Below are 12,853 nucleotides of genomic sequence, written 5' to 3' on the forward strand. Positions count from 1 at the left end.
GCCATGCTCACCCGGTGACCGAATCAGCCCCGCGGGGATCCACGCACGACGAAGCACACGGCGGCGCGCTCGGCTCGCGGCTCAACTGGCTGCGCGCCGCCGTCCTCGGCGCCAACGACGGCGTGGTCTCCACCGCGGGCCTCGTCGTCGGCGTCGCGGGCGCCACCGACGACCGCTCCACCCTGCTCACGGCCGGGCTCGCCGGCCTGCTCGCCGGCTCGATGTCCATGGCGGCCGGCGAGTACGTCTCCGTGTCCACCCAGCGCGACTCCGAGAAAGCCGCGCTGGACCTGGAGAAACGCGAACTGCGGGAGCAGCCGGAGGCCGAACTCCAGGAGCTGACGGACCTGTTGGCCGAGCGCGGACTCAGCCGTGACGTCGCCCGCGAGGCCGCCGAACAGCTGACCGAACGCGACGCGCTGCGCGCCCACGCGCGCGTGGAGCTCGGCATCGACCCCGACGACCTCACCAACCCGTGGCACGCCGCCTGGGCCAGCTTCCTCGCGTTCACCGTGGGCGCCCTGCTGCCCCTCCTCGCGATCGTCCTCCCACCCGCCGCCTGGCGGCTGCCCGTCACCGTCCTCTCCGTCCTCGGCGCGCTCGCCCTCACCGGCTACAGCAGCGCCCGCACGGGCAACGCGGCCCCGGGCCGGGCGATCCTGCGGAACATGGGCGGGGGCGCGCTGGCGATGGCGGTGACCTACGGGGCGGGGGCGCTGCTCGGCGCGGCGGGGGTGTGAGCGGCCCGGCGATTGGCGGAGATCACCAACAAAACCGCCGTACCCGGGGTGATACTTGTGGGTAACAACCCCTAGCGGCAGCCTCCTCCGGGCTTCTACGGTGCACGCATGTCGACGCCCAACCTGCCCGATGTCGTGCTGTGGTCGATCCCCGCCTTCGTGCTGCTCACGATCGTGGAGATCGTGAGCGTGCGGATCCATCCCGACGAGGACGAGGCCGGATACGACACCAGGGACGCCACCACCAGCGTCACCATGGGGCTCGGCAGCCTCGTGTTCGACTTCCTGTGGAAGATCCCGATCGTCGCGATCTACACGGCGGTGTACGAACTGACGCCGCTGCGCGTGCCCGTGCTCTGGTGGACGGTCCCGCTGATGCTGCTCGCCCAGGACTTCTTCTACTACTGGTCGCACCGCGGCCACCACGTCGTCCGCGTCCTGTGGGCGTGCCACGTCGTGCACCACTCCAGCCGCAGGTTCAACCTCACGACCGCGCTGCGCCAGCCCTGGACCAGCGTCACCTCGTGGCCCTTCTACCTGCCGCTCGTCCTCTGCGGCGTCCATCCGGCGGCGCTCGCGTTCTGCTCGTCGGTCAACCTCGTCTACCAGTTCTGGATCCACACCGAACGCATCGACAAGATGGGGCGCCCCTTCGAGTTCCTCTTCAACACCCCCTCGCACCACCGCGTCCACCACGCCTCCCAGGGCGGCTACCTGGACCGCAACTTCGGCGGCATCCTCATCGTCTGGGACCGGCTCTTCGGCTCCTGGACGGCGGAGGTCGAGCGGCCCGTGTTCGGCCTCACCAAGAACATCAGCACCCACAACCCGCTGCGCGTGGCCACCCACGAATACGCCGCGATCGCCCGGGACCTGAAGGCGGCGACCGGCTGGCGCGAACGGGCGGGACGGGTGTTCCGCGGCCCCGGCTGGCAGCCCGCGCCGGGCAACCGGCCCGCCGCGCAGCCGCAGCCGCAGGCACCGACGCAGCCCGAGCCCGTCCCCGCCCCGCAGGCCGCCGAGGGCGCCGCGTGACCCTGTCCGGGCCCCTGCGCACCGCGTTCCTCACGGTGTGCGCCGCCGACCTCGTCGCCCTGCTCGCCGGGGCGCACACCGCGCACGTCGTCCTCAAGCCGCTGCTCGTCCCCGCCCTCCTCGCCCACGTCGTCGCCCGCGGCGGGCCCCGGCTGCTGTGCGCCGCGCTGCTGTTCGGGTGGGGCGGCGACGTCCTGCTGCTGGTCGACCGGGACGCCGCCTTCCTCGCCGGGATGGGCTGCTTCGCCGCCGGACACGTCTGCTACCTGCTGCTCTTCAAGCGGTACGGAACGCCCCGCGCGCGTGGCGGAGCGCTCGCGGCCGGCTACGGCGTCGTCCTGGCCGTCACCGTCGCCGCGCTCTGGCCCGACCTGCCGGCCGGGCTGCGCGGACCCGTCGCCGCCTACAGCCTGCTGCTGACCGCCATGGCCTGCGGCGCCTCGCGGCTCGGCCCGGCGGCGGGCGTCGGCGGCGCCCTGTTCCTGCTCTCGGACTCGCTCATCGCCATGGGGCTGGCCGAGTGGCCGACCCTGCCGCGCCCCGACTTCTGGATCATGCTCACCTACGTCGTCGCGCAGTTCCTGCTGGCCCGAGGGGTGCTCGATGCGCGGCCCGCACCCCGTGCGGCGTACCGTGAAGAGAGCGTCGAAACCCGGCGCACCCCTCACTGACCTGCACAAAGGAACACCCCCCTATGCGCGCCACCACCATTCACGCCCCGTACGACATGCGTGTGGAGGACGTCCCCGACCCCGTCGTCGTGCTGCCCACCGACGCCGTCGTCCGCGTCCTGCGCGCCTGCATCTGCGGCAGCGACCTGTGGGCCTACCGAGGCGAGGCCGCACGGCAGCCGGGGCAGCGCATCGGGCACGAGTTCCTCGGCCTCGTCGAGGAGACCGGCAGCGAGGTGTCGGGCCTCCGGCGCGGCGACCTCGTCGTCGCGCCCTTCATGTGGTCCGACGGCGTGTGCGACTACTGCCGCGAGGGCCTCACCACCTCGTGCGAGCACGGCGGCTTCTGGGGGTCGGTCGGCTACGACGGCGGACAGGGCGAGGCCGTCCGCGTCCCCTTCGCCGACGGCACCCTGGTGCGGCTGCCCGCCGACGCCGCCTCCGACGACCACCTGCTGTCCGCCCTGCTGACGCTCTCCGACGTCATGGGCACCGGCCACCACGCCGCGCTCGGCGCGGGCGTCCGCGAGGGCGCCACGGTCGCCGTCGTCGGCGACGGCGCCGTCGGCCTGTGCGGCGTCCTCGCGGCCAAGCGGCTCGGCGCCGAGCGGATCATCGCGCTCGGCCGGCACCGGGCCCGTACCGACATCGCCCGCACCTTCGGCGCCACCGACGTCGTCGCCGAGCGCGGCGACGCGGCCGTCGAGGCGATCCGCGAGCTGACCGGCGGCCAGGGCGCGCACGCCGTGATCGAGGCCGTCGGCACCGAGCAGTCCATGAGGACGGCCGTGAACATCACCCGCGACGGCGGCGCCATCGGCTTCGTCGGCGTCCCGCACGGCAGCGGCACCGGCCTCGACCTCAGCGTCATGTTCAACCGGAACATCGCGCTGCGCGGCGGCGTCGCACCCGTCCGCAGCTACCTCCCCGACCTGCTGCCCGACGTCCTGGACGGCACCATCGACCCCTCGCCCGTCTTCGACATGACCGTCGACATGGAGGGCGTCCCCGGCGGCTACAAGGCGATGGACGAGCGCACCGCCCTGAAGGTGCTCGTCACCAACTGACCCCGCCGCACCCGGGTCAGGACCAGCGGATCGGCAGCGGCACCGCCGTCAGGACCGCCGACACCGCGACCACGACCCCCAGCACCACCACCTCCGCGCGCGCGGGGACGTACGCCCGCGTACGGTCCCGCGCGCGGGACAGCCGCAGCCGCGCCACCAGCGCCAGCACCGCGACCACCGCCACGAGGAGCACCTTCGCGAGGAGCGTGCGCCCGTACGCCGTCGAGGTCAGCTGATCGAGGACGGTGCCCGCCGGCATCCGGCGCAGCGTGCTGCACACCCCGGTCGCGGTGATCGCCGCGAGCAGCCCCGCCGCCACGCGCGCGTAGCGGCCCAGCAGCGCCGCGCCCGCCTCCGGGGCGAGACCCCGCCACGCGTGCGTGGTGCGCAGGACGTACAGCAGGCCGCCCACCCACAGCGCCGCGCTCGTGACGTGCACCAGGGTCAGCCCGGAGCCGATGAGCGCGGTGTCCTCGGACGGCGGGTGGGCGCGCAGCGCCTCCGCGACCGCCACGGCCGCCAGCGGCAGCAGCGCCGTGCCGGGACGCCGGGTGCGCGCGCACAGGGCTGCCACCACGAAGGCGTTCACCTCGACGAGCGCCAGCGTCCCGTCCCGCGTCCCGTACAGGCCGCCGACGTCCAGCGCCGCGAGACCGTCCGGGACCAGGTTCCCCGAGGCCACCACCGAGGCGAGCCCCAGGGCCGCCGCGCAGCCCGCCCACGGCGCGTACGCCGACCAGCGGCGCGGCCGGGGCGCGGCGGGCGCCACCCGGCGCGCGAGACGCCCGGCGAAGACCTCCCCGGCCTGGACGCACAGCGCGGCGAACAGCACGGTCCGCAGCAGCGCGATCCCGCCGGTCCCGGGCGCGGCGGCCTCACCCGTGCCGTCGAGCGCGGCCTGCGGCCCGAACATCGGGATCAGGGCCGCGGCGGCGACGAGCACGACGACGGCGGCGGCGCGCCCGGTGCCGGCTCTGCGGACGGGCGCGTCCGCCGGAGCGGACAGTTCGGTGGTCGGCGGCATGGAACTCACGAGTGGATCTTGACCAGCGGTTCCGGGTGCGGGCAAGTCCAGGGTCGTCCGGCGGGCACGGTCATCCATGGCCGGGAAGACGCGGGCGAGGCCGCCGCGGTTCGCCCGGAGCGCGCCGGCGTCACGGCGCGGACCACCGCGGCGCGTCCGCGCCCCAGCACCCGGGTGGCCGCCGCCAGTCGGCGGGCCCGCCCTCGAACGACACCGGCGGCAGCGCGTACCGGAGGCGGCCCAGCGGACTGTCCGTCTCCGCGAGCCGCCCCGCCGGGCCGGGCTCCGCGCCCGGGGCCGCGGGCTCCGGCCGCACCCCGTGCACCAGCCAGTGCGCCGTCTGCGCCAGCGCCAGTCGCACCACCCGCGAACCGCCCCCGGCGCTCTGCTCGGTGAGCGCGCGCAGCACCGCCGCCGCCAGCAGGTACCCGGTGCCGTGGTCGAGCGCCTGCGCGGGCAGCGCCCCGGGACGGACCCCGCCGGTCTCGTCCCCGGCGCCGTCGCTCTCGACGGCCGCGATGCCCGAGGCGGCCTGCACGAGGCTGTCGAAGCCGCGCCGAGCGCCCCACGGCCCGTACGCGCCCCAGGCCGACAGCGACGCGACCACCAGCCCGGGCCGCCGCCCCGCCAGCGCCGCGGGCGCGAGCCCGAACCGGTCCAGCGCCCCCGGCCGGTACCCGGTGACCACCACGTCCGCCCCGGACAGCAGCTCCTCGAACGTCCGCCGGTCGGCGCCGCGGGCCAGGTCGAGCCGCGTCGAGCGCTTGCCGAAACCGGTGTCGGCGTGCGCGTCCGCGGCCTCCGGCAGGTGGGGCGCGTCCACCCGCAGCACGTCCGCGCCGAGCAGCGCCAGCGTGCGGGTGGCGACCGGGCCGGCGATGACCCGGGTGAGGTCGAGCACCCTGAGGGGCCGCCGCGGGTCGCGGGCCGGCGCCGCGTCGAGCCGTTCCCGGGTCAGCAGCGGGCGGGCGGCCACCCGGGCGCCCTGCGGATGCGCGGCCCACGCCTGCGGGGTGCGCAGGGCGACGGCCAGCCCGCCGGCCGCGGCCACGCGCTGTTCGACCTCGTCCGCCGACCGCTCGGCGAGCAGCGCCGCCACGTCCGCGACGGCCGCGTCCGCCCCCACGCCGAGCGCCGCGCACAACCGCGCCCGGTGGTGCGGGTAGTTCGCGTGGGTGCGCAGCCAGCCGTCCCGCGTGCGCCAGAACCGCGACAGCGGGGCGAAGGAGACCGCGGCCCGCCCGTCGACCCGCAGGTGCCGCTCGCTGACGAAGGCCGTCGCCACCGCGCCGTCGTCGACGCGGACGGGGCCCACGTCCCGCCCCGCGCGCGTGGCGGCCAGTTCCGCGGCGGCGAGGGAACACACGCCGACGCAGGCCGCGGCCAGTTCGCGCACGGGAAGGCGGGCGGGCAGCGCACCCGCGCGGGTGTGGTGCGTGATGCGGGACAGCAGCGCGGCGTCCCCGCCGAGCGCGTCCCAGGCGGCTGCGGTGGCCGGCGACGGCCCGGCGGTGTGGGTCATGCGGGCAGTGTGCCGGACCGGAGCGGGGCGGGACCCGGCCGGGTCCCGCCCCTGGTTCGCGCCGCCCGCGGGGCGCTACCTGGTCACGGCGTCGAGCGCGTCCGCCGTGCCGGCGCCGTAGAAACTGTTCTTGTTCTTGCCGCCCACGCACACCGCGTCGACCGCGCCGTCCCCGTCGATGTCGTACGGGTCGGTGCACCGGGTCGCGTCGGCCTCCTTGTACAGCAGCGCCTTCACCTGCGCCGCCGAGGCGTGCGGATGCGTCGACTTGATGAGCGCGGCGACGCCCGCGACGTGCGGGGACGCCATCGACGTACCGGCCATGTACTGCCACGAGCCGCCCGGCACCGTGGACAGGATCAGTCCGCTGGTCGCCGGGGGAGCGGGCGTCTGGTACGCGGTGCTGTCGCCGCCGGGGGCCGCGATGTCGATGACGCCCTCGCCGTAGTTCGAGAACGACGACTTGACGCCCTTGGCGCCGGTCGCCGAGACGGTGACCACACCGGGCAGCTGCGACGGGATGTCGAAGCAGTCCTTCGTCCTGATGACCCGGTGCGTCGGCGTCGAGTCGTCCGGCGAGGAGTCGTCGACGATCTCGTCCTGCGCGAGGTCCGTCGCCGCGTTGCCGGCCGCCGCGACGTTCACCGCGCCCTTGTGCTCGGCGTACTGCGTGGCCCGGGTGACGGCCGTGACGAGCGCCTTCTGGTCGGGGTCCGTCGTGCAGTTGAACAGCCAGGGGTCGGTGTAGTAGCTGGAGTTGGTGACGTCCACCCCGTGGTCGGCCGCCCACACGAAGCCGCAGACCACGGCCTCCGTGTAGTACATGCCGGTGTCGGGCTCGGCCACCTTCAGGCTCGCGACCTTCACGCCCGGCGCGACCCCGGTGACACCGACGCCGTTCTTGGCGGCGGCTATCTCACCGGCGACGTGCGTCCCGTGTCCGGACTCGCCCGGCACCGGCCGCCACGCGGCGTCCTTCTGCACGGGCACCCCGCCCAGGCAGTTGGCCGACGCCTTCCGGTCGAAGTTGGGGGCCAGGTCCGGGTGGGTGTCGTCGACGCCGGAGTCGAGCACGCCGACGGTCACCCTCGGGCTGCCCAGGGACACCCGGTGGGCCTTGTCCGCCTTCATCGCGGGCAGGTCCCACTGCAACGGCTCCAGCGGGTCCTGGTCCGGGCCGGCCGCGGCGGCCGCCTTCCTGGCCTCCGCCGCGGTCAGCACCTGCCGGGTGGCGAGGTCGTCGCTGGACTGCGCGGCCAGCGGCGTGGTGCGGGTGGCACCGGCCGACTGGACCCCGCGCACGGTGCGGACCTTCTTCGCGAAGTCCGGGTCCGTCGAGTGCGCGACGACGACGCCGATCCTGTCGTATGCGATGACGACGGTGCCGCCGGCTCTGCCGATGGCCTTCTTCACCGTCGAACCGCCCTTGCCCGGACGGACGTTGACGACGTAGCTCAGGTCGGGTCCGGCGGCGGCCGGGGCGGCGGCCGGGGCGCCGCCCGTGTCGGCCGCCGTCGCGGTGGCGTGCGGCAGGAAGGCCAGCGCGCCGGCCGCCGCGAGGCCGAGCGGCAGCGCCAGGGGCCGGCGGCGGGCGCCGCGCGGCCGCGGCCGGGAGTGGGGCGACGTCATGGAGTCTCCGTTCGGTCGGATGTCGGGTCGGGGGCGCGCGTCATCGGGGCGGGCTACTTGACGGCGTCGAGCGCGTCGACGATGCCGCGTCCGTAGAAGCTGTTGTCGCGCACGCTCCCGGTGCAGGTCGCCTTGTACGTGCCGGTGCCGTCGGGGTCGTACGAGGCCGGGCAGGCCTGCGGGTCGGCCTGGGCCTTGAGCAGGGCCTGCAACCGGGCCGGCGTCGCCCACGGGTGGCGGGACTTCAGCAGCGCGGCGACGGCGGCGGCGTGCGGGGACGCCATCGAGGTGCCCTGGAGGTAGCCGTACGCGCCGCCCGGCAGCGTCGACAGGATCCGCCCGTTGGCGTCCGGGGTGGCCGGGACCTGGAGCTTGTCGCCGCCCGGTGCCGCCACGTCGATGACACCCCTGCCGTAACTGGAGTAGTACGACTTGGCCTTGTTCACGCCGGTCGCGCTGACCGTGACGACACCCGGCAGCTGGGTGGGCACGTCGAAGCACTCGTGCGGGTCGATGGTGCGGCTGACCGGCGTCGAGTCGTCGGGGCTGGAGTCGTCGACGATCGCGTCGGAGTCGAGGTCGTGCGAGGAGTTGCCCGCCGACGCCAGGTTCAGGGTGCCCTTGCGGGTGGCGTACAGCTGGGCCCGGTTCACCGCGTCGACGATGGCCCGCTGGTCGGGGTCGTCGAGGCAGTTGTAGAGCCACGGGTCCACGTAGTAGCTGTTGTTGGTGACCTCGATGCCGTGGTCGGCGGCGAAGACGAAGGCGCAGACGACGCTCTCCGGGTAGAACAGCTCGGTCTGCGGGTCGGCCACGCGGATGCCCGCGACCTTCACGCCGGGCGCGACCCCCGCGACGCCGACTCCGTTGCGGGCGGCGGCTATCTCACCGGCGACGTGCGTGCCGTGGTAGTGGTCCGGGGTCGCCGGCCGCCAGGCGCCGTACGAGGTGTCCGCCTTGCCGCCGACGCAGCTGGCCGACTGCGAGGGCGAGAAGTTCGCGCTGAGATCGGGGTGGGTGTCGTCGACGCCCGTGTCGATGACCCCGACCGTGACGTTTCTGCTGCCCGGATCGATCTTCGCCGCCTTGTCGGCGCCGATCGCCCGCAGGTCCCACTGGTTGGCCTCCAGCGGCTCCTCGCCCGGAGCGGCCTTCGCCGACAGGGTCCTGACCTCGGCGGCCGTGAGCCGCTGGACCTTGCCCTCGTCGGTGGTGCCCGCGACGCTGAGCGGCGCGGTGCGGGTGGCGCCCGCCGAGGCGACGCCCTTCGTGGCGCGCAGCGTCCTGCCGAAGTCCGGGGCCGCGGAGTGGACGACGAAGACGCCGATCCGGGCATACGTCTCGACGACGGAACCGCCCGCCGCGGATATCGCCCTGCGCACCGAGGCGAGGGTGCGCGCGTCCGTGCTCCGGGTGTTCACGACGTACGCGAGCGAGGTGTCCGCGGCCGAACCGGCCGTCACCGCGGGGGAGTCGGCCGGTGCGGCCGCCGCGGCCGGCAGGAAGCCGAAGGACGCCGTGAGCACGATGCCGATCGGCAGGGCGAGGGCCATGCGTCGGCCGGCACGAAGATGAGCCATGGGGTCTCCACATCATCCGTCGTTCAAGGGCGAATGGGTGCACATATGAGGGCATATGCGGAAAGCCCGAACACATGTGGTGCCCGGGCAGGTACATGACGCGTGGTGCGAGGCGAACGTATCTCTAGTCGCCGCAGGTCATCAACGAGTTCCGAAAGAAAACAAGGGAGTTGAACCGCTCCGTACGCGCCGCCGTGCCGTTGTGCAGGGGGCAAGGAGCACGATCCAACCCCCTGTCGGATCACGTCGGCTCGCTCTAGCATCGCGACCCGGCCCACGTGATCCACGTCACCATGAGGTCCGAGAACAGCCATGCCCGTACAGCCAGAGTCGCCCGCGACTCCCGCAACTCCCCCTGACCGGTCCCCGAAAGCACCCGCACCACGAGGAGACTCCGTGGCCACCGACGCACCACCACCCCAGAAGGGCAGTCCGGACGAGCCCCGCGCACTGCCCTCCACCGAGGAGTTCACCGAGGTGCAGCAGAGCGCGGAGTTCGGTGAACTGCGCCACGCGCACCGCTCGTTCGCCTTCCCGCTCACCATCGCGTTCATCGCCTGGTACCTCGTGTACGTCCTGCTCTCGAACTACGCGGGCGACTTCATGGGCACCAAGGTCGTCGGCAACATCAACGTCGCCCTCGTCCTCGGCCTCGCCCAGTTCCTCACCACGTTCCTCATCGCCTGGTGGTACTCGCGGCACGCCGCCGCGAAGCTCGACCCCCGGGCCGAGGCCATCAAGTCCCGTATGGAGGGCGGCGCATGAGCCCCGTCACGTCACAGTTCACCCTGGCCGCGGCCGAGGCGAGCGACCACCGCCCGCTGATCATCACCCTGTTCTCGGTGTTCGTCGCCGCGACCCTCGTCATCACCGTATGGGCGGGCCGGCAGACCAAGAGCGCCGCCGACTTCTACGCGGGCGGGCGGCAGTTCACCGCCTTCCAGAACGGCCTGGCGGTCTCCGGCGACTACATGTCCGCCGCGTCCTTCCTCGGCATCGCCGGAGCCATCGCCCTCTTCGGGTACGACGGCTTCCTCTACTCCATCGGCTTCCTGGTCGCCTGGCTCGTCGCCCTGCTCCTGGTCGCCGAACCGCTGCGCAACTCGGGCCGCTACACGATGGGTGACGTCCTCGCCTACCGGATGCGCCAGCGCCCGGTCCGCACCGCCGCCGGCACCTCCACCATCGTCGTCTCCATCTTCTACCTGCTCGCGCAGATGGCGGGCGCGGGCGTCCTGGTCTCGCTGCTGCTCGGCATCCAGTCCGACGGCGGCAAGGTCGGCATCGTCGCCCTCGTCGGCGTCCTGATGATCGTGTATGTGACCATCGGCGGCATGAAGGGCACCACCTGGGTGCAGATGGTCAAGGCCGTGCTGCTCATCGCGGGCGCCCTCCTGCTGACCTTCCTGGTGCTGCTGAAGTTCGACTTCAACATCTCCGACCTGCTCGGCACGGCCGCCGAGAACAGCGGCAAGGGCACGCCGTTCCTGGAGCCCGGGCTCAAGTACGGCGCCACCGCCACCTCGAAGATCGACTTCATCTCGCTGGGCATCGCGCTCATCCTGGGCACCGCCGGACTGCCGCACATCCTGATCCGCTTCTACACGGTGCCGACCGCCAAGGCCGCCCGGAAGTCGGTCAACTGGGCCATCGGCATCATCGGCGTCTTCTACCTGATGACCCTCGCGCTCGGCTTCGGCGCCGCCGCCCTCATCAAGCCGGCCGAGATCATCGCCTCGAACAAGGCGGGCAACACCGCGGCGCCGCTGCTCGCCCTCCATCTGGGCGGCGTCGACTCCAGTTGGGGCGCGATCCTGCTGGCGTCCATCTCGGCCGTCGCCTTCGCCACGATCCTCGCGGTCGTCGCGGGCCTGACCCTGGCCTCGTCGTCGTCCTTCGCGCACGACATCTACGCCAACGTCATCAAGAAGGGCCAGGCCACCGAGAAGCAGGAGATGCGGGCCGCCCGCTGGGCGACGGTCTTCATCGGCATCGTCTCGATCGCCCTCGGCGCCCTCTCGCGCGACCTCAACGTCGCGGGCCTGGTCGCGCTGGCCTTCGCCGTCGCGGCCTCCGCGAACCTGCCGACCATCCTCTACAGCCTCTTCTGGAAGCGCTTCAACACCAGCGGCGCGCTGTGGTCGATCTACGGCGGCCTGTTCACCGCCGTCTTCCTCGTCCTCTTCTCGCCGGTCGTCTCCGGCAAGGAGACGTCGATGTTCAAGGGCGCCGACTTCGACTGGTTCCCGCTGGAGAACCCGGGCCTCATCTCGATCCCCGTGGGCTTCCTGCTCGGTGTCGTCGGCACCTACCTGGCCAAGGACAAGGCCGACGCGGGCAAGTACGCGGAGCTGGAGGTGCGCTCCCTCACGGGCACCGGCGCCCACTGACGCCACCGCCCCGGGCGCGCCCGCCCGTACGTCCCTCCCGCGCCCCCGTCGCAGCGAGCTGGTAGCTCTCTACGACGGGGGCGCCGCACACTCGTGGGATCACCGGACTGTCGGTGTCGGACCCGTCACGTAGGCTCGGTGAGGACAGGCCGTACACGCACGACAAGAGGGAGGGGGCCCACGTGCTCATCGACACCTTCGGCCGGGTGGCCACCGACCTGCGGGTCTCGCTGACCGACCGCTGCAATCTCCGGTGCACGTACTGCATGCCCGAAGAGGGCCTCCAGTGGCTCGGCAAGTCGGATCTGCTGACCGACGACGAGATCGTCCGGCTCGTCACCATCGCCGTCACGCACCTGGGCATCACCGAGGTCCGCTTCACCGGCGGCGAACCCCTGCTCAGGCCCGGCCTGGTCGGGATCGTCGAGCGGGTCGCCGCCCTGGAGCCCCGCCCCCAGATGTCCCTGACGACGAACGGCATCGGGCTGAAGCGCACCGCCGCCGCCCTGAAGCAGGCGGGCCTGGACCGGGTGAACGTGTCACTGGACACGCTCCGCCCCGACGTCTTCAAGACGCTGACCCGCCGCGACCGCCACCGGGACGTCATCGACGGCCTCGCCGCGGCCCACGAGGCGGGCCTGACCCCGGTGAAGATCAACTCGGTCCTGATGCCGGGGCTGAACGAGGAGGAGGCGCCCGACCTCCTCGCCTGGGCCGTCGAGCACGACTACGAGCTGCGCTTCATCGAGCAGATGCCGCTGGACGCGCAGCACGGCTGGAAGCGCGAGGGCATGGTCACCGCGGGTGACATCCTGGCTTCCCTGCGCACCCGCTTCACGCTCACCGCGGAGGAGTCCGCGGAGCGCGGCTCGGCCCCCGCCGAGCGCTGGCTCGTCGACGGCGGCCCGCACCGCGTCGGTGTCATCGCCTCGGTGACCCGCCCGTTCTGCGCGGCCTGCGACCGCACCCGCCTCACCGCCGACGGCCAGGTCCGCACCTGCCTGTTCGCCCGGGAGGAGACCGACCTGCGGGCGGCCCTCAGGTCGCAGGGCCCGGAGGGCGAGGACGAGAACATCGCCCGCATCTGGAAGCTCGCGATGTGGGGCAAGAAGGCGGGCTCGGGCCTCGACGACCCGACGTTCCTCCAGCCCGACCGCCCGATGTCGGCGATCGGCGGCTGACCGGCGCGACCGTC

At 73.4% G+C, this 12,853-nt stretch carries 11 protein-coding genes; 7 read left to right on the forward strand and 4 right to left on the reverse strand.

Annotation, left to right across the window (positions count from 1 at the left end; translation table 11 throughout):
• Positions 1-14 precede the first annotated feature (14 nt).
• The 4 genes from ACIP5K_RS10260 (at position 15) to ACIP5K_RS10275 (ending at position 3,513) form a co-directional block, all read left to right on the forward strand.
• Positions 15-740 carry a VIT family protein gene (locus ACIP5K_RS10260; RefSeq protein ID WP_401407428.1) on the forward strand — a complete coding sequence of 242 codons (726 nt, stop codon included), beginning with the start codon at positions 15-17 and terminating at the stop codon, positions 738-740.
• A gap of 108 nt (positions 741-848) precedes the next feature.
• Positions 849-1,775, forward strand: coding sequence for a sterol desaturase family protein (locus ACIP5K_RS10265; RefSeq protein WP_401407430.1), 927 nt, complete (start codon positions 849-851; stop codon positions 1,773-1,775).
• Entirely contained in the window at positions 1,772-2,446 is a 675-nt protein-coding gene (locus ACIP5K_RS10270; protein ID WP_401407432.1) for a lysoplasmalogenase, read from the forward strand. Before ACIP5K_RS10265 ends, ACIP5K_RS10270 begins: the two co-directional genes overlap by 4 nt.
• A 23-nt stretch (positions 2,447-2,469) precedes the next feature.
• Positions 2,470-3,513, forward strand: a complete 1,044-nt coding sequence (locus ACIP5K_RS10275; RefSeq protein WP_401407434.1) for a zinc-dependent alcohol dehydrogenase family protein — start codon at positions 2,470-2,472, stop codon at positions 3,511-3,513.
• A 16-nt stretch (positions 3,514-3,529) separates the two neighbouring features.
• On the opposite strand, the gene ACIP5K_RS10280 is transcribed toward ACIP5K_RS10275, so the two are convergent.
• From ACIP5K_RS10280 to ACIP5K_RS10295, 4 genes are all read right to left on the reverse strand, one after another.
• Positions 3,530-4,537: a CopD family protein gene (locus ACIP5K_RS10280; protein ID WP_401407589.1), complete on the reverse strand. Its 1,008-nt coding sequence runs from the start codon at positions 4,535-4,537 to the stop codon at positions 3,530-3,532.
• Positions 4,538-4,667: 130 nt separating this feature from the next.
• Entirely contained in the window at positions 4,668-6,059 is a 1,392-nt protein-coding gene (locus ACIP5K_RS10285; protein WP_401407436.1) for a CoA transferase, read from the reverse strand.
• Between the two features lie 75 nt (positions 6,060-6,134).
• Positions 6,135-7,688 carry a S8 family peptidase gene (locus tag ACIP5K_RS10290; protein WP_401407438.1) on the reverse strand — a complete coding sequence of 518 codons (1,554 nt, stop codon included), beginning with the start codon at positions 7,686-7,688 and terminating at the stop codon, positions 6,135-6,137.
• Positions 7,689-7,741: 53 nt separating this feature from the next.
• Positions 7,742-9,268 carry a S8 family serine peptidase gene (locus ACIP5K_RS10295; RefSeq protein ID WP_401407440.1) on the reverse strand — a complete coding sequence of 509 codons (1,527 nt, stop codon included), beginning with the start codon at positions 9,266-9,268 and terminating at the stop codon, positions 7,742-7,744.
• Positions 9,269-9,664: 396 nt separating this feature from the next.
• On the opposite strand from ACIP5K_RS10295, the gene ACIP5K_RS10300 reads away from it, so the two are divergent.
• From ACIP5K_RS10300 to moaA, 3 genes are all read left to right on the forward strand, one after another.
• Positions 9,665-10,033: a DUF485 domain-containing protein gene (locus ACIP5K_RS10300; RefSeq protein WP_401407442.1), complete on the forward strand. Its 369-nt coding sequence runs from the start codon at positions 9,665-9,667 to the stop codon at positions 10,031-10,033.
• Positions 10,030-11,658, forward strand: coding sequence for a cation acetate symporter (locus ACIP5K_RS10305; protein WP_401407444.1), 1,629 nt, complete (start codon positions 10,030-10,032; stop codon positions 11,656-11,658). Before ACIP5K_RS10300 ends, ACIP5K_RS10305 begins: the two co-directional genes overlap by 4 nt.
• Before the next feature lie 182 nt (positions 11,659-11,840).
• Positions 11,841-12,839: a GTP 3',8-cyclase MoaA gene (gene moaA / locus ACIP5K_RS10310; RefSeq protein WP_401407446.1), complete on the forward strand. Its 999-nt coding sequence runs from the start codon at positions 11,841-11,843 to the stop codon at positions 12,837-12,839.
• Positions 12,840-12,853: the final 14 nt, after the last annotated feature.

Source organism: Streptomyces sp. NPDC088785 (genome assembly GCF_044750685.1).
In the GTDB taxonomy this organism is placed as follows: Bacteria; Actinomycetota; Actinomycetes; order Streptomycetales; family Streptomycetaceae; genus Streptomyces.